At 68.6% G+C, this 15,829-nt stretch carries 15 protein-coding genes; 6 read left to right on the top strand and 9 right to left on the bottom strand.

The window, feature by feature from the left end:
* Nucleotides 1-60: 60 nt before the first annotated feature.
* From MST3598_RS13925 to MST3598_RS13950, 6 genes are all read right to left on the bottom strand, one after another.
* A complete protein-coding gene (locus tag MST3598_RS13925) occupies nucleotides 61-909 on the bottom strand; it encodes an ABC transporter permease (RefSeq protein ID WP_021201083.1) in 849 nt (282 codons plus the stop codon).
* Nucleotides 902-1,699: an ABC transporter ATP-binding protein gene (locus MST3598_RS13930; protein ID WP_029258921.1), complete on the bottom strand. Its 798-nt coding sequence runs from the start codon at nucleotides 1,697-1,699 to the stop codon at nucleotides 902-904. The genes MST3598_RS13925 and MST3598_RS13930 overlap by 8 nt, the downstream gene beginning before the upstream one ends.
* The gene (locus tag MST3598_RS13935; protein ID WP_029258922.1) at nucleotides 1,699-2,802 is read right to left on the bottom strand and encodes an ABC transporter substrate-binding protein; all 1,104 of its coding nucleotides are present in this window, start codon (nucleotides 2,800-2,802) and stop codon (nucleotides 1,699-1,701) included. Before MST3598_RS13935 ends, MST3598_RS13930 begins: the two co-directional genes overlap by 1 nt.
* Before the next feature lie 239 nt (nucleotides 2,803-3,041).
* Nucleotides 3,042-3,668 carry a TetR/AcrR family transcriptional regulator gene (locus MST3598_RS13940; protein ID WP_036271549.1) on the bottom strand — a complete coding sequence of 209 codons (627 nt, stop codon included), beginning with the start codon at nucleotides 3,666-3,668 and terminating at the stop codon, nucleotides 3,042-3,044.
* A 36-nt stretch (nucleotides 3,669-3,704) separates the two neighbouring features.
* Nucleotides 3,705-5,249 carry a glucoamylase family protein gene (locus MST3598_RS13945; protein ID WP_231494431.1) on the bottom strand — a complete coding sequence of 515 codons (1,545 nt, stop codon included), beginning with the start codon at nucleotides 5,247-5,249 and terminating at the stop codon, nucleotides 3,705-3,707.
* Nucleotides 5,250-5,511: 262 nt separating this feature from the next.
* On the bottom strand, nucleotides 5,512-6,963 hold the full coding sequence (locus MST3598_RS13950) for a helix-turn-helix domain-containing protein (protein WP_029258925.1): 1,452 nt from the start codon (nucleotides 6,961-6,963) through the stop codon (nucleotides 5,512-5,514).
* A gap of 133 nt (nucleotides 6,964-7,096) precedes the next feature.
* Here MST3598_RS13950 and aceA point away from each other — a divergent pair, with 133 nt between their 5' ends.
* From aceA to MST3598_RS13965, 3 genes are all read left to right on the top strand, one after another.
* Nucleotides 7,097-8,422: an isocitrate lyase gene (gene aceA / locus MST3598_RS13955; protein WP_029258926.1), complete on the top strand. Its 1,326-nt coding sequence runs from the start codon at nucleotides 7,097-7,099 to the stop codon at nucleotides 8,420-8,422.
* Nucleotides 8,423-8,515: 93 nt separating this feature from the next.
* A complete protein-coding gene (gene aceB / locus MST3598_RS13960) occupies nucleotides 8,516-10,186 on the top strand; it encodes a malate synthase A (protein WP_029258927.1) in 1,671 nt (556 codons plus the stop codon).
* Nucleotides 10,187-10,283: 97 nt separating this feature from the next.
* Nucleotides 10,284-10,715 (top strand): hypothetical protein, encoded by a 432-nt coding sequence (locus MST3598_RS13965; protein WP_029258928.1) that lies wholly within the window; start codon nucleotides 10,284-10,286, stop codon nucleotides 10,713-10,715.
* A 13-nt stretch (nucleotides 10,716-10,728) separates the two neighbouring features.
* Here the strand turns inward: MST3598_RS13965 and MST3598_RS13970 are convergent, their stop codons facing one another.
* Nucleotides 10,729-11,247 (bottom strand): Lrp/AsnC family transcriptional regulator, encoded by a 519-nt coding sequence (locus MST3598_RS13970; protein WP_029258929.1) that lies wholly within the window; start codon nucleotides 11,245-11,247, stop codon nucleotides 10,729-10,731.
* A gap of 103 nt (nucleotides 11,248-11,350) precedes the next feature.
* Between MST3598_RS13970 and ald the strand changes: the two genes are divergently transcribed.
* The 3 genes from ald to MST3598_RS13985 all read left to right on the top strand — a co-directional run bounded on the left by ald (nucleotide 11,351) and on the right by MST3598_RS13985 (nucleotide 14,262).
* A complete protein-coding gene (ald, locus tag MST3598_RS13975) occupies nucleotides 11,351-12,445 on the top strand; it encodes an alanine dehydrogenase (protein ID WP_029258930.1) in 1,095 nt (364 codons plus the stop codon).
* An 81-nt stretch (nucleotides 12,446-12,526) separates the two neighbouring features.
* Nucleotides 12,527-13,726, top strand: coding sequence for a pyridoxal phosphate-dependent aminotransferase (locus tag MST3598_RS13980; protein ID WP_029258931.1), 1,200 nt, complete (start codon nucleotides 12,527-12,529; stop codon nucleotides 13,724-13,726).
* 98 nt (nucleotides 13,727-13,824) lie between these two features.
* Nucleotides 13,825-14,262 (top strand): hypothetical protein, encoded by a 438-nt coding sequence (locus tag MST3598_RS13985; RefSeq protein ID WP_029258932.1) that lies wholly within the window; start codon nucleotides 13,825-13,827, stop codon nucleotides 14,260-14,262.
* Here MST3598_RS13985 and MST3598_RS13990 read toward each other — a convergent pair.
* On the bottom strand, nucleotides 14,220-14,621 hold the full coding sequence (locus MST3598_RS13990; RefSeq protein WP_021201096.1) for a VOC family protein: 402 nt from the start codon (nucleotides 14,619-14,621) through the stop codon (nucleotides 14,220-14,222). The genes MST3598_RS13985 and MST3598_RS13990 overlap by 43 nt on opposite strands.
* A gap of 62 nt (nucleotides 14,622-14,683) precedes the next feature.
* Nucleotides 14,684-15,817, bottom strand: coding sequence for a UDP-N-acetylmuramate dehydrogenase (locus MST3598_RS13995; RefSeq protein WP_029258933.1), 1,134 nt, complete (start codon nucleotides 15,815-15,817; stop codon nucleotides 14,684-14,686).
* Nucleotides 15,818-15,829: the final 12 nt, after the last annotated feature.

Here is a 15,829-nt window from a genome sequence, read left to right on the forward strand (position 1 = left end):
CACGGCGGAGGAACCCCGGGACGGGTCGGGGGGCGCCCGTCCCGGGATGAGGGTGCCGCGTCAGCCCTTGGCCGTGACCTCGCCGTCGCTCCACCAGAGCACGCGCTTGCGCACCAGGGCGAGGACGATGATCAGGAGCACTCCGAGCAGGCAGAGCAGAGCGATGCTGGCCCAGGTGACCGCGAGGTTCGCCTGCGCCGCAGACGTGGTGACGAGCGAGCCGAGACCGGCCTGCTGTCCCGCCGCGACGAACTCGGCGACCGCCGCGCCGACCACCGCGAGCGGCAGGGCGATGCGGAGCCCTGCGAACACGTAGGGCATGCTGCCGGGAAAGCGCAGCTCGCGGAAGATCTCCCACCGCGAGGCGTGCAGCGTCTTGAAGACGTCGAGCGCCTTCTGATCGACGTCGCGCAGACCCGCGAGCGAGTTCACGAGCATCGGGAAGAACACCACGAGCCCCGTCACGATGAACTTCGGCACCATGCCGAAGCCGAAGGCCACGACCAGTGCGGGGGCGATCGCCACGATCGGGGTCACCATCACGATGATGACCAGCGGCATGACCGCCCGCTCGATGATCTGGAACTCCGCCATGACGACCGCCAGGAGGAATCCGGCGAGGATGCCGGCGGCGGCGCCGACCACCACCTCGAGGAGCGTGACGAGGAAGTTCGACCAGTACATGCCGGCGTCATCGACGAGGCTGGCGCCGATCGCCTCCAGCGTCGGCAGCACGTACGGGTTGGTCCAGGCCACGACCTGCCAGAGGAGAGCGGCGATCACGAAGGTGATCAACGTGGGTCCCCACGCTCCCCAGCGCAGCCAGGAAGGAACTCCCCGGCGTGGTTGGGCCTTCAGGCGGGCGGTCGCGAGGGTCGCGGTCGTGTCTCTCATCGTCAGCTCAGACATGGGCCTTCTCCGTCTGCGCGCGCAGCGCACCGCGCACGACTGCTTCCAGTTCGCGGAACTCGTCCGTCGCGTAGGCCTCTTCGGTGCGCGGCCGCGGCAGGTTCACATCGATCACCTGGGCGATGCGCCCCGGGTGCGCCGCCATCACCACGATGCGGTCGGAGAGCATGATCGCCTCCGGCACCGAGTGCGTGACGAACATGACGGCCTTGCGGTTGGACTGCCAGAACTCCAGCAGCGCGATCCGTTGCAGGTCGCGGTTCATCTCGTCCAGCGCCGAGAACGGCTCGTCCATCAGCATGATGGCCGGGTCGAACACGAAGGCCCTCGCGATCGCGGCGCGCTGCTGCATGCCGCCCGAGAGCTGACCGGGGTACTTCTTCATCGCCTGTCCGAGCCCGAACGTCGACAACAGCTCCGCGGGATCACGGAGCGCTCGCCCGGCGTTGGCCTTGGCGTTGATCCGCACCGGCAGCTCGACGTTCTCGCGCACCGTCTTCCACGGCAGCAGTGCGGGCGACTGCGGCACGAGACCGATCTTCTTGTCGCGCGAAGCCGCCGTGACGCTCTCGCCGTCGATCGTGACGCTTCCGGAGTCGGCGTCGAGAAGGCCGGCGACGACCTTGAGCAGTGTGGACTTGCCGCAGCCGCTCGGGCCGATCACCGACACGAACTCGCCCATTCCGATCGTCAGGCTCACATCATCGAGCACGGTGACCTTCGCGCCGTCGACGCCGAACGACTTCGAGACGTTCCTGACCTCGACGCCGGCGCCGTGTGCGACCGTCATCACTTCTCCTGCCAGATCAGGGCGTCGCCGTCGTAGAGGTCGGCGACCAGGTCGGCGTCCATCATGTCGGCGATCGCGGGCAGCTCCTTGACGTCGCCGTACTTCTTCACGAGGGCGTACTCGGGCTCCCACATCGACTCGTTCTGCACGCCGGGGTTCCCGCCGGCGCTCTCGCGCACCCACGCGGACTCCACCTCCCACGTGCGGGCGAGCTGGTCGCGGGGGAACGCTGCGCCCTGACCGCTGTCCTCGGCCAGCTTCGCGAGCTTGTCGATGCAGGCATCCGACTCGTCCAGGCAGTACTGCAGCGCCTTGAGGCTCGCCCGCATGAAGTCGGCGGCGACCTCGCGGTGCTCGTCGAGGAATCGGGAATTCACCTCCATCACGTTGTATGTACCCTCGACGCCGAGATCGGCGGGGAGGAACTCGCTGAACGGCAGGCCCTGAGCCTTGAGCGACTGCGGCTGGTTGGAGGCGTAGCCGACGATCGCGTCGACCTGCTCGCGGACGACGACCGTGGGGTCGTAGTTGGTCATCTTGACCATCTCGACCTTCGAGACGTCGACGCCGGCCTCGTCGAGCATGGCCGAGGCGATCGGCGTCAGGTTGATGAAGTATCCGAGCGATCCGCCCTCGAGGTCCTTCAGGCTCTCGAGCTTCTCGTTGCCGAAGATCGAGAACGGCGGGGTCGTGCCGTAGGTGGCGACCGCCGTGAGGTTCTTGCTGTTCGCCGCCGCCAGCATCACGTCGGATGCAGAACCGAGAGCGGTGAACTGGGCCTGACCGGATGCCACGAGCTGCTGCCCGTTCGCCCCGGAGGCGTTGATCTCGACATCGAGGCACAGGTCGTCGAAGTAGCCCAGCTCCTCGGCGAGGAACACGTCGAGCTGGCCGGCGCTGGCGGAGTAGCCGTAGCCGGAGATGTAGGTGATGGTGCCGGCATCCTGATTCCGCTTGCAGGCGTCGGTGTCGCTCGCACTCGTGGGGGCGGTATCGCCGCCTGGCGTCTGCGCGGAGCATGCTCCGAGCGTCAGCGTGGCGGCGAGAACGCACGTCAGGGTGGCAGTGATGCGGAATCGGGTTTCCGCAGAGGAAGTAGCCATGAGGGTCCCTTCTCGGCCGTTCGTCGTTGATGGCTCGATGAAAGTAACATAGTCAAGATTGACTAAGCAAGATCAAACTAACTTTTGACGACAGGCGCGACACGGACGGGGGCTGGACGGGCGTCGAGTGCACGCGAACTCGCCGAGTGCACGACTTGTCGACGTCGAGAAGCCGTGCACTCGGCAGGAAGTCGTGCACTCGGCGACACAGAGCGGGAGCGCGGGCGGAGCGGGAGCCGTCAGGACTGAGGAGGAGCGGCAGGGTAGAGGTAGCGGCGCACGAACTCGTCGAAGAGCGGGACCATGTCGACGGATTCGTCCAGGAGCCACTGCAGCTGGATCCCGTCCATGACGGCGCTGATCAGGCGTGCGGCGAGCGCGGGGTCGATGTCGTCGCGCACCTCACCGGCGTCCTGCCCACGGCGGAGGATCTCCACGGCTTCGTCGGCTCGGGCCCGGTAGCGGGCGGCGAACTCGGCGTGCGACGGATGCTCCGGATCGGTCGCCTCGGCCGAGACGATCGCGTACAACGACGTGAGGCCGCGCGAGGTCTGATTGTGGGCGACGACTCTCTTCGCCTGCTCGAGGAGGGTGTGCTCCGCGGGATCGCCCGCGGCCGCTCGTACCTTCTCGTCGCGCTGGTGCAGCACCTCGGCGAACAGCTCCTCCTTGTCGGCGAAGTGATGCAGGAGGCCGGCAGGCGTCACGCCGACGCGCTTCGCGATCTCCCGCAGCGACCCGCCGTGGAATCCGGTCCGGGAGAACACGACCAGCGCTTCGTCGACGATCGCCTGCCGTCGCGCCTGCCCTGTGGCGTAGGAGCCACGGGGGCCACGACCCGCTGTCGGCTGGCCGTCCGTTCCCACTGCCCACTCCCATCCCTCGTCGAGGGAAGCGGCGGTTCAGCCCTGGTGGCCGTTGCCGCCCGCACCCCACGACGAGCTGAATTCCTGCTGCCGCATCGCGGGACGCAGAAGCTTCTCCATCTCGCGATCCACGAAGTAGTCCTTGAGCTTATCCTTCGTGAGTTCGTTGCCGATCGCCGCCATGATCATCGACTGGTCGAGCGAGAGATAGCGCTCGGCGATCGTGCCGCTCTTCACGGCGACCGCGTCGTAGAACCCACCGGGGCCATAGGCGCCGAGATCCTCCTCGATGCCTTCGAGGTTGCGCAGCACACCCTTGCGGTCATAGGGCAGCGCGAGGAAGGCCGCATGCGGCGTGATCACGCCGTCGCCGAACTCGGGAGCGGGATTCGTGCCCACCGCACAGCCCGGACGGTCCACATCGACGTCGGTCTTCTCCACGTCGGACGTGTAGCCGTCAGACCGCATGCCCGCGATGTCGACGCCGTATTCCGCGTATCCGCCGAAGGGATCACTCGCGGGCGAGAAGCCCCAATACCCGTATCCGGCCTCGTCGAGCCCGTGCTGCTTCTGCACGGCGACCGTGATCGGATGATTGAGCTTCCACGACTTCGGACCCCACTTCGTCTCCGGGACGAGCAGGTCGGGCATCAGCGACTCGAACATGCTGCCGCCCCAGCTGGGGACGAACGACATACCGTCATAGCTGTACGCGCCTTCCCAGACCTCGACGCCGTCGTAGGTGCGGTACTCCCCCTCGGGAAGCTGCTCCTGCCAGGCCCAGTCGCAGCCGGGCGGCATCGTGCGATGCGTGCCGTACAACGCCGTCGCCGGGATCTGGCCGTTGGCGATGCCGAGATAGGTCGCGATGCGGCTCTCGCTCACGGTCGTGTCGTAGTGGTGGCAGGTGTAGTAGGCGGTCTCGCCCGATCCGTTGTACATCGGGGCCGCGACGCTGCAGTCCGGCGGCACCTCGTCCCAGAAACCGCCGCGGTTGGTGCCGGCGGGGAGGCCGGCGGCACCCGCGGGATCGAAGAACGAGGCGAAGTCCATGGAGTCGTAGAGGGCGTCCGCCTGCACCGTGAGGGCAGGATCCGCCTCGCGGACGATACGCAGGGCGGCGGCCAGCCACCCGTTGTCGACCGTGCTGAGGAACGGGTGCACGGGATCGCCGGAGTCGGGCCAGGTCGTCAGCTTCTCCCCCGTCGTGGGCGAGTACCAGTTGTAGAACATGCCGCTCGCGTCATTGCGCTCGAGCCCTTCGAGGGTGTCGAGCGTGGCGGACATGCGGCTGCGCGCCTCGTCGGCGCCGATGATGCCGAGGTCTCGCGCCGTGACGGTCGACCACAGGTATCCGCCGATGTTCGTCGGAGAAGTGTATGCGCTGGGGGTCTGCAGGTCGCCGGTGATGTTGTCGGCCGGAAGGCCCGTCTCCTCATCGGTCATCGCCACGAGGGAGCCCCAGGTGTCCTGCGCCCAGCGCGTGAGCTCGGCGTCGCCCTGACGGCCACCTCCCGCCGCCGCCGGTCCGGCCAGGGCCAGGCCTGAGACGACCAGTCCGACCGTGGCCAGTGTGCCCATCCATCGCTTCATCACGTCTCCTCATCGAGAACGGGCGCCGCTGACCGGAGCCCTCAACACGCGAAAACCTAACAGGTGTTCAGTGTTGGCTCAACCCCCGCTTCCGTCCGCTCCGTAGCCTGCGCAGGATGCCCGCGCGAGTCGATCCATCTGCTCCGGTCGCACTTCCTGTCGCCTTCGCCGCTCCCGGGCGGCAGCAACTGCGACCGGAACGCCGGGCGGAGCGGGCGGGAGCGGAGGCGGAGGGCGGGGACGGGCGGGGTCAGCGGGGGGCGTGCGCCTCCAGGAACTCGTACACGTCGGTCGTGTCGACGCCGGGGAAGGCCCCGGTCGGAAGGGTCGCCAGCAGCGTGCGCGGGGTCTTCACGTTCGGCCAGGAGTTGTCTCGCCAGCGGTCCTCCAGGTCGGCCGGCGCCCGGCGGCAGCACACCTCGACCGAGTGCTTCGAGACGCCCCGATGCGAGGTGTCGCGCCCCACGAACCACTTCGTGTCGTCGAAGCGCACGCCCACGCTGACGGAGTGCAGCCCCTCGCTCGACGACTCCACCCGGGCGGTGCACCAGTACGTGCCGTTCCCGGTGTCGGTGTACTGGTAATACGGGTTGAAGCGGTCGTCTTCATCGAACACCACGCGCGAGGTCCACCGGCGGCAGCACATCTGCCCCTCGATGGCCCCGAGACGGTCGGTGGGGAAGTTCACGTCGTCGTTCTCGTACGCCTTGGTGATCGTGCCCGACTCATGCACCTTGAGGAAGTGCACGGGGATGTCGAGGTGCCGGGTAGCGAGGTTCGTGAACCGATGCGCAGCCGTCTCATACGAGACCGAGTAGGCGTCACGCAGGTCTTCGATCGAGATCGCCCGGCGCTGCTTGGCATCCTTCAGCGCCGGGACCACGTGCGCCTCGGGGATGAGGAGCGCACCGGTGAGGTAGTTCGTCTCCACGCGCTGACGCAGGAACTCGGCGTAACTGCGCGGCTCGGAGTGCCCGAGGATGCGACTCGACAGCGCCTGCAGCACCGCGGTGCGGGCATCGCCCTTCGCGGGCACGCTGCTCGACAGGTAGAGCCTGCCGTTCGCGAGGTCGGCGACGCTCCGGGTGGTCTGCGGCAGGTCGGGCGCGTAGTGCAGGGTGAAGCCCAGGTAGGCCGCGATCTCGGACGCCGTGCGCTGGGTCAGCGGACCACCCGGATGACCGACCGCGGAGAGGATCTCGGCGGCCTTCGCCTCGAGGTCGGCGAAGTGGTTGTCCTGCCGACGCATCAGGTGCCGCAACTCGACGTTCGCCCGCCGGGCCTCCTCCGGTGTCGCGGCCCGCTCATCCTTGAGCCGGTCGATCTCGCCGTGCAGGGCGAGCAGTGCTTTCAGAGCGTCGGTCGGCAGGCTCTTCGCTATGCGGAAAGGCTCGATGCCCAGCGCCTGGAACGTCTGCCCCTTCATCGCCCGCTCGAGTGCGATCTCGACCGCACTGCGCTCGTCGAGCGGCTCGCCCTCCAGCAGGGCGTCGATCGTGACCCCGAGCGCCCGGGCGATCGCCTGCAGCTGCGTGAGCTTGGGTTCACGCTTCCCGGTCTCGATCATCGACATCTGGCTCGGCGCCCGATCGACGGCGGAGGCGAGGTCGTCGAGGGTCATGCCCTTCGCCGTGCGGAGCTGGCGGATGCGGCGGCCGATCGTGAGAGCGTCGGTCTCTTCTGCAGCGTCGATGGTGCTCATGCGGCCGATTCTGTCACAGAAACAGAATTTCCATCGATCTTCTCCTCGCATCCGGTCGGTCAACCCTCCGAACTTCACGCACAGTGGAACCACGCCACACCGGCACAGCCGCCGGATCCACCGAGGAGACACCATGACGAACACCGCCCACACCCCGACGCCCCGCCCCGCCGGTCTGCGAGCCGGCGACCAGGTTCAGACGGCCGCCGAGCTCCAGGAGATCTGGGACACCGACCCCCGCTGGGACGGCGTCGAGCGCACCTACTCGGCCGAAGACGTCATCCGCATCCGCGGTTCGGTCCGCGAAGAGGCCACGCTCGCCCATCGCGGTGCCGACAATCTGTGGAACCTCCTGCACACCGAGGACTACGTCCGTGCGCTCGGCGCCTACACCGGCGGCCAGGCCGTGCAGCAGGTGCGGGCGGGACTCAAGGCCATCTATCTCTCCGGATGGCAGGTCGCCGCCGACGGCAACCTCGCCGGCCAGACCTACCCCGACCAGTCGCTGTATCCCGCGAACTCGGTGCCGGCGGTCGTGCGCCGCATCAACAACGCGCTCATCCGCCAGGACCAACTCGAGCACGCTGAGGGCGAGACCACGCAGGACTGGCTCGCGCCGATCGTCGCCGACGCCGAGGCGGGCTTCGGAGGGCCCCTGAACGCCTACGAGCTGGCGCAGTCGCTCATCCAGTCCGGTGCCGCCGGTATCCACTGGGAGGACCAGCTGGCCAGCGAGAAGAAGTGCGGCCACCTCGGCGGCAAGGTGCTCGTGCCCACCCAGCAGCACATCCGCACCCTGAACGCGGCCCGCCTCGCGGCCGACGTCGCCGGAGTGCCGACCGTCATCATCGCCCGCACCGATGCCCTCGCCGCCGACCTGCTCACCAGCGACGTCGACGAGCGGGACCAGCAGTTCACCACCGGCGAGCGCACCACCGAGGGGTTCTACCGGATCCGGCCCGGACTGGAGTCGGTCATCAGCCGCGGCCTCGCCTTCGCCCCTTATGCCGACCTGCTGTGGGTCGAGACGGGAGAGCCCGACATCGAGCTCGCCCGCTCGTTCGCCGCAGCGATCCACGAGCAGTTCCCCGGCAAGCTCCTGGCGTACAACTGCTCGCCGAGCTTCAACTGGAAGAAGCACCTGTCGGACGCCGAGATCGCGACCTTCCAGCAGGAGCTGGCCGACCTCGGCTACAAGTTCCAGTTCATCACGCTGGCCGGCTTCCACGCCCTGAACTACTCGATGTTCGACCTCGCCCGCGGCTACGCCGATCGCGCCATGAGCGCATACGTCGAGCTGCAGGAAGCCGAGTTCGCCGCAGAAGCAGACGGCTACACCGCCACCAAGCACCAGCGCGAGGCGGGCACCGGCTACTTCGACGTCATCTCCACCGCGCTCAACCCCGACAGCGCGACACTCGCCCTCGCCGGCTCCACCGAAGCCGCGCAGTTCCACTGATCCCCACGCCCCCTCCGGGCGCGTGGCCCCTCTTCGTCGCGGTGCTCGACGCATTCGTCGCAGTACTCGACACGACTCAAAGGACCCACGATCATGACCACTCCCACCGCTCCCCCGACCACGGCTCCGATCCAGACGACCCAGCAGGGTCCCGCGATCAAGGTCACCGGCCCCCTCCGCGACCGCTACGCGGAGATCCTGACCCCCGAAGCGGTCGCCTTCCTCACCGAGCTGCACCACCGCTTCGCCTCCCGTCGCCACGACCGCCTCGCCGACCGCATGCGCCGTCGCTTCGAGATCGGCAACGGTCACGACCCGAAGTTCCGCGACGACACCGCCCACATCCGTGAGGATCGCGACTGGCGGGTCGCCGGTGCCGGGCCCGGTCTCGAGGATCGCCGCGTCGAGATCACCGGACCGACCGACCCGAAGATGACGATCAACGCGCTGAACTCCGGCGCGCGGGTGTGGCTCGCCGACCAGGAGGATGCCACGAGCCCGACCTGGAAGAACGTCATCGAGGGGCAGCTGTCGCTCCGTGACGCCATCCGCGGCGAGCTGTCGTTCACATCGCCTGCCTCTGAATCCGGCCCCGGCAAGGAGTACCGCGTCACGGCGGAGCGCACGCCGACGATCGTGATGCGCCCTCGCGGGTGGCACCTGCCCGAGAAGCACATCGCCTTCATCGACCGCGCCGGTCGTCGCACCTCGGCATCCGGCTCCCTGGTCGACTTCGGCCTCTACTTCCTGCACAACGCGCAGGCGCTGATCGACGGCGGTCGCGGACCGTACTTCTACATCGCCAAGCTGGAGTCCAGCGAGGAGGCGAAGCTGTGGGACGACGTCTTCTCGTTCAGCGAGGAGTACATCGGCATCCCGCACGGCACGATCCGCGCGACCGTGCTGATCGAGACCCTGCCGGCGGCGTTCGAGATGGACGAGATCCTCTACGAGCTGCGCGACCACTGCGCGGGCCTGAACGCCGGCCGCTGGGACTACATCTTCTCGATCATCAAGAACTACCGCGGCCGCGGGGCGCGCTTCGTGCTTCCCGATCGCAGCGAGGTCACGATGACGGTGCCGTTCATGCGGGCGTACACCGATCTGCTCGTGCAGACCTGCCACAAGCGGGGCGCCTTCGCGATCGGCGGCATGAGCGCGTTCATCCCCAACCGCCGCGACCCCGAGGTGACAGCACGCGCGATCGAGAAGGTCACCGCCGACAAGAAGCGCGAGGCCGGCGACGGCTTCGACGGCACCTGGGTGGCGCACCCCGACCTGATCCCCACGGCGCAGGCGGAGTTCGATGCCGTGCTGGGCGACCGCCCCAACCAGGTCGACCGCCAGCGTGACGACGTGCACGTCGAGGCCCGCGACCTGCTCGACCTGCACATCGGCCGGCCCATCACAGCACAGGGCGTGCGCGACAACGTGTCGGTCGCCATCCGTTACCTCGAGGCCTGGCTGCGCGGACTCGGGGCCGTGGCGATCGACAACCTGATGGAGGATGCCGCGACGGCCGAGATCAGCCGCTCGCAGGTGTGGCAGTGGATCCACCAGGACCGCACCACTCAGGACGGCACCCCGATCACGGCGGAGTACATCGAGGGTCTGATCGCCCAGGTGCTCGCGCAGGCGACGCGCAGCCACGGCGACCGGTACGACGACGCGGCGGAGATCTTCCGCGAGGTCGCCCTCCAGGAGGAGTTCCCCACCTTCCTCACACTGGGCGCCTACAGCCGGTTCCTGATCGACGAGGACTGAGCACAGGAGGGAGCCCCCGGGACTGCGGCATCCGCCGTGGTCCCGGGGGCTCCCTCTGTTCCCGCTCCCATACCCCTCCCGGGCGTAGCCTGGAGGCATGACCGACGTCTGGGCGGACATCGCCTCCGAGTTCCTGCACTTCTACCCGCGCGGCCGACGACTGCTCGCGGTGGCCGGGGCGGATGCCGGGCGCTCGCGACAGGCGGCAGACGACCTCGCGGCCGCGCTGACGGCGTCAGGGCAGCCGGTCATCCGCGACCACTCACCGGACGGTGCCGAGGCCGAGCTCCGCTCCGTGGTCACCGCGTTCCGCGAAGGCCCGAAGAGCGGCGACATCCTGCTCGTCTCCGGACCGGCGGCTCTGCTCGGCGAGCGCACCAGGGGCATGTGGAACTACGCGGTGTGGCAGCTGGCCGGCGACGAGCCACCGCACACGGTCGCGGGTGCGATCGTCGACGTGACCGACCCCGCGCATCCGACGCGGCGGTTCGCCGACTACTGCGCACTGCCCGCGTCCTACGGCGCCTGACCCGCGGCAGCCGTCAGCGGAAGGAAGCGGCCACCGAGTTGCGGTGGTAGTCGAACACGATGCTCGTGCGTGTGGAGGCGACGCTGCTCTGCGCCGAGAGATGCTCCAGCACGAACTCGCGCATCTCGGACGAGTCGGCGACCGCGATGTGCAGCAGGAAGTCGTCGTCGCCACCGAGGAAGAAGAGCTGGATCACCGGCGGCAGCACGCGCACGCGGTCGGCGAACTCCACGATGCTCTCCCGGCGTCCGCTCGGACGCAGCGTGACACCGATGATCGCCTGCAGGCCCGCGCCGAGCGCCCGCTCGTCCACACTCGCGTGGAAGCCCGTGATCACGCCGCGATCCACGAGGGCGCGCAGCCGGGTGTGCGCCGTCGAGGGCGCGACACCCAGACGCCCGGCGAGCTCGGCATTCGTCATGCGCCCGTCGGCCGTGAGCAGCTGCACGATCCTGGCGTCGATCGCATCCAGGGCGGGGGCCCGAACGGTGTTCGGCTCCGGGGCCTCTGAGGTCGTCTCCATACGAAGCATTATTCAGGATTTCCGCATCACGCGAATCATCTTCACCGATTCTGTTGTTCTGTCGATGTTTCTGCGATCCTGGGTGCCGCACCGCATCGAACCTGGAGGATCAATGAAGATCGGCGTCCCCACAGAGGTCAAGAACAACGAGAACCGCGTCTCCCTCACTCCCGCCGGCGCCGACCGCCTGGTGCACGAGGGCCACCGGGTGCTCGTGCAGTCCGGGGCCGGGCTCGGCTCGCGCATCACCGACGACGACTACCGGGCCGCCGGCGCCGAGATCGTCGCCACCGCCGCCGACGCGTGGGGCGAGGCCGATATGGTCATCAAGGTCAAGGAGCCGATCGCCCAGGAGTACGGCTTCCTGCGCGACGACCTCACCCTCTTCACCTACCTGCATCTCGCTGCCGACCGCGCGCTGACGACGGCCCTCGTCGAGGCAGGGACCACCGCCGTCGCGTACGAGACCGTGCAGCTCCCCGACCGCAGCCTGCCGCTGCTCGTGCCGATGAGCGAGATCGCCGGACGCCTCTCGGTCACCATGGGCTCGTACTCGCTGCTGCGTTCCCAGGGCGGACGTGGAATGCTGCTCGGCGGCATCGCCGGCACGCCGCGCGCCAAAACCGTCGTGATCGGCGGCGGCGTCGCTGGAGAACACGCCGCGGCGAACGCCCTCGGACTCGGCTCGAAGGTCACCGTGATCGACGTCTCCCTACCGCGTCTGCGCGAGCTCGAGCACTGCTACGGCGGCGCCCTCGAGACCCGTGCGTCAAGCCGCTACGACATCGCCGAAGAGCTCAAGACCGCCGACCTCGTGATCGGATCCGTGCTCATCCCCGGTGCCGCGGCTCCCAAGCTCGTGACCGACGACATGGTCGCCGCGATGAAGCCGGGGTCCGTGCTCGTCGACATCGCGATCGACCAGGGCGGGTGCTTCGAGGGCTCGCGCCCGACCACCCACGACGACCCCACATTCGCGGTGCACGACTCGATCTACTACTGCGTGGCGAACATGCCGGGCGCGGTTCCCGAGACCGCGACCCGTGCGCTGACGAACGCGACCCTCCCCTACGTCTCGGCGATCGCCGGCAAGGGCTGGGAGCGGGCGGCGGCCGACGACGCCGCTCTGGCCGCGGGTCTAAACGTGCAGGGCGGACGCATCACGCTTCCGGCCGTCGCACAGGCGCACGGACTCGTCGCCGGCTGACCTTCCGAACCCGAAAGAACTCCGGATCTTGGCGGCATCCCACACCTCTCCTGCCGCACCGACCCGAGTACGCTCGTAATCGTGACCGAACGCGCTCCCCTCTCCCGCAAGCTGTCCGCCATCGCCGAGTCCGCGACCCTCAAGGTCGATGCCAAGGCCAAGGCCCTCAAGGCCGAAGGCAAGGACGTCATCTCGTACGCTGCCGGCGAGCCCGACTTCGCGACGCCGCAGTTCATCGTGGATGCGGCGGCCGAGGCTCTGGCCGACCCGGCGAGCTACCGGTACACGCCCGCTCCCGGCCTCCCGGCGCTGCGCGAGGCGATCGCGGCGAAGACCCTCCGCGACTCCGGACTCGAGGTGTCTCCGAGCCAGGTCATCGTCACCAACGGCGGCAAGCAGTCGGTCTACCAGGCCTTCCAGGCCGTGGTGAACCCCGGCGACGAGGTGCTGCTGCCCGCCCCGTACTGGACCACGTACCCCGAGGCCATCCGCCTCGCCGACGGCACCCCCGTCGAGGTCTTCGCCGGGGCCGACCAGGAGTACAAGGTCACGGTCGCGCAGCTCGAAGCCGCACGCACCGCCCGCACCACCGCCCTCGTGTTCGTCTCCCCGTCGAACCCCACCGGCTCCGTCTACACCGCCGAGGAGACCAAGGCCATCGGCGAGTGGGCGCTCGAGCACGGCATCTGGATCATCAGCGACGAGATCTACCAGAACCTCACCTACGAGGGTGTCAAGGCCACCTCGATCGTCGACGCCGTGCCCGAGGTCGCCGGCCAGACGATCCTCGTCAACGGCGTCGCGAAGACCTACGCCATGACCGGCTGGCGCGTGGGCTGGATGGTCGGCCCGGCCGATGCCATCAAGATCGCCGGCAACCTGCAGTCGCACCTCACCAGCAACGTGAACAACGTCGCCCAGAAGGCCGCGATCGCCGCGCTCACCGGCCCGCAGGACGAGGCCGAGCAGATGCGCCAGGCCTTCGACCGTCGCCGCCAGCTGATCGTCTCGGAGCTGTCGAAGATCGACGGCCTCGTCGTACCGAACCCGCTGGGCGCGTTCTACGTGTACCCCGACGTACAGGGCCTGCTGGGCCGCACCTGGGGCGGCGTGACCCCGACCACCTCGCTCGAACTCGCCGATCTCATCCTCGACCAGGCCGAGGTCGCGGTCGTCCCCGGCGAGGCCTTCGGTCCCTCCGGCTACATCCGCATGTCATACGCACTGGGCGACGAGCAGCTGCTCGAGGGCGTGCAGCGCCTGCAGCGTCTGTTCACCTGACCCGCGGAACCCGACGAAGGCCCCTCCCGTCTGCAGATGGGAGGGGCCTTCGTCACGACGTCTCCTGCCCTCAGGCGAGGGTCAGCGATACTGGAGGCATGACGAACGGCGAGCAGGAGTATGAGCGGATGCCGGTGACTCTGCGGGTGGCATTCCCCATCCTGATCACGGTGACCGTGCTGGTCTTCTTCCTCTCCCTCGCGGTCGCTCCCTTCCTCTGGTACTGGGGAGGAGAGTCGCGTCAGTGGCTCAGTGCGCTCGCCTTCGTACCGGTGGTCGTCTACGCGACCATCACGGTGCTCGTGATCAGACGAAAGTCGTGGGCCCGATACGCGACCCTGCTGTTCCCGCTCCCGCTCGCGCTCTATGTTCCGGCGGTAGCAGCCCCGATCTGGGAGTTCTGGGTCGCCATCGCGGCCCTCGCCGTCACCACGGCGGCGGTCGTGTTGATCCTCCTGCCGTCGTCTCGTTCCTACTTCGGCAGCGGGACACCTCAGTCCTCGGGACGGAAGCCGATCAGCCAGCGCACGCCGTAACGGTCGACGAGCGTGCCGTCGAAGTCACCCCAGGGTCGCTTCTGCAGTGCGTCGATCACGCGGCCGCCGGCGGCGAGCTCGTCGTACCAGTCGGTCAGAGTGAGGGCGTCGGCCGTGCCGAGGAGCGAGAGGAACATGCCGCCCATCTGCACGGCATCGTCATCGGCTCCGGCATCCGCTCCGGCGATCTCGACCAGTCCGCTCAGCTGCCCGTGCGCGATCGCATCGCCGGGGCCGTCGTGCCTCCCTGCGGTGGCGTAGTCGAGCAGCTGGAGCTCACCGCCGAACACCGATCGATAATGACGCAGCGCCTCCGCGGCGTTGCCGGGGAACAGCAGGTACGGGATCAATCCGCTCATGCCGCGAGTGTAGCCGCGACAGCCGACGTGTCCTGCGGTTCGACGCCTTGGCGTTCGACGCCTTAGAGTTCGACGCCGACGAGAACCGGCTCCGGCTGCAGCACGAGACCGAACTCGGCGTGCACCCTGCTCTGGATGAACCGGGCGAGCTCGGCGACCTCACCCGCGGTCGCCCCGCCACGGTTGGTCAGCGCGAGCGCATGCTTCGTCGACACGGATGCGCGGGAGCGCGGGAGCTTGAACCCCTTGCGGATGCCCGCCTGCTCGATCAGCCAGGCCGCGCTCACCTTCACGTCGGAGACCGCCGCGGGCTTCGATAGCGGCACCTGTCCGTCGTAAGACGCCAGCGGGATCACGGTCACGGCGTCCAGATCGGGGGCGACCGGCCAGCGCGGGCACTCCGGGGGCAACGAGCCGGCGACCGCCGCCGTCACGATCGCGTTCTGGAAGAAGGAGCCGACGCCGTGGGTGTCGGGGTCATCCGCGTCGAGCAGCATGCCCTTCGACGCGCGAGTCGAGAGAATGCGCTCGCGCACCCAGCCGAGCGGAACCGGTGTCTCATCGGTCAGACCCAGTGCCCGACGCAGCTGCTCACCGCGCACCACACGCTCGCCCGCGATCAGCAGGTCGACGGTCACGGAGAGGATCACGGCACGGCGCAGCGGCACACTGCCATGGTGATGCTTGAGCACCGAGGTGCGGAAACCCAGCCCGAGCTCGGCAGCGGGAACCGTCGAGATCTCGCCGGTCGACTCGTCGATCAGCTCGACCTCGACCAGCGTCTCCTGGATCTCCTGCCCGTACGCCCCGATGTTCTGCACGGGGGCGGCGCCGACCGTGCCGGGGATCCCGCTCATGGCCTCGAGGCCCGCATACCCGTGGGCGACGGCATACGCGACGAGGTCGTCCCACCCGTGGCCGGCCTGCGCGCGCAGACGGATGCGGCCGGCGTGCGGGGACGGCAGCTCGTCGATGCCCTCGGTGCGCACGCGGATGACCGTGCCCTCGAACGGCTCGTCGCCCACGAAGAGGTTGGAGCCGCCACCGAGGACGAACCACTCGTCGCCGCGCGCCCACGTCTCACGCAGAGCATCGACGAGACCCGCCGTCGTCGTCGCCTCGAACATCCGCTCCGGTGCTGCTCCTGTGCGCAGCGTGGTCAGCTCCGCCAGACGGACCGGCTCGATCTCCCGCATCAGCTCGCCCTC

The organism is Microbacterium sp. TPU 3598 (assembly GCF_002356155.1).
Taxonomy (GTDB): Bacteria; Actinomycetota; Actinomycetes; order Actinomycetales; family Microbacteriaceae; genus Microbacterium; species Microbacterium maritypicum_A.

Bases quoted from the DNA above. Each gene is read 5' to 3' on its own strand.
- ald (WP_029258930.1), top strand. From the start codon at position 11,351: ATGAAGATCGGCGTCCCCACAGAGGTCAAGAACAACGAGAACCGCGTC.
- MST3598_RS13995 (WP_029258933.1), bottom strand. From the start codon at position 15,817: ATGCGGGAGATCGAGCCGGTCCGTCTGGCGGAGCTGACCACGCTGCGC.
- MST3598_RS13985 (WP_029258932.1), top strand. From the start codon at position 13,825: ATGACGAACGGCGAGCAGGAGTATGAGCGGATGCCGGTGACTCTGCGG.
- MST3598_RS13950 (WP_029258925.1), bottom strand. From the start codon at position 6,963: ATGAGCACCATCGACGCTGCAGAAGAGACCGACGCTCTCACGATCGGC.
- MST3598_RS13925 (WP_021201083.1), bottom strand. From the start codon at position 909: ATGTCTGAGCTGACGATGAGAGACACGACCGCGACCCTCGCGACCGCC.
- aceA (WP_029258926.1), top strand. From the start codon at position 7,097: ATGACGAACACCGCCCACACCCCGACGCCCCGCCCCGCCGGTCTGCGA.
- MST3598_RS13965 (WP_029258928.1), top strand. From the start codon at position 10,284: ATGACCGACGTCTGGGCGGACATCGCCTCCGAGTTCCTGCACTTCTAC.
- MST3598_RS13935 (WP_029258922.1), bottom strand. From the start codon at position 2,802: ATGGCTACTTCCTCTGCGGAAACCCGATTCCGCATCACTGCCACCCTG.
- MST3598_RS13930 (WP_029258921.1), bottom strand. From the start codon at position 1,699: ATGACGGTCGCACACGGCGCCGGCGTCGAGGTCAGGAACGTCTCGAAG.
- aceB (WP_029258927.1), top strand. From the start codon at position 8,516: ATGACCACTCCCACCGCTCCCCCGACCACGGCTCCGATCCAGACGACC.
- MST3598_RS13990 (WP_021201096.1), bottom strand. From the start codon at position 14,621: ATGAGCGGATTGATCCCGTACCTGCTGTTCCCCGGCAACGCCGCGGAG.
- MST3598_RS13945 (WP_231494431.1), bottom strand. From the start codon at position 5,249: ATGGGCACACTGGCCACGGTCGGACTGGTCGTCTCAGGCCTGGCCCTG.
- MST3598_RS13970 (WP_029258929.1), bottom strand. From the start codon at position 11,247: ATGCTTCGTATGGAGACGACCTCAGAGGCCCCGGAGCCGAACACCGTT.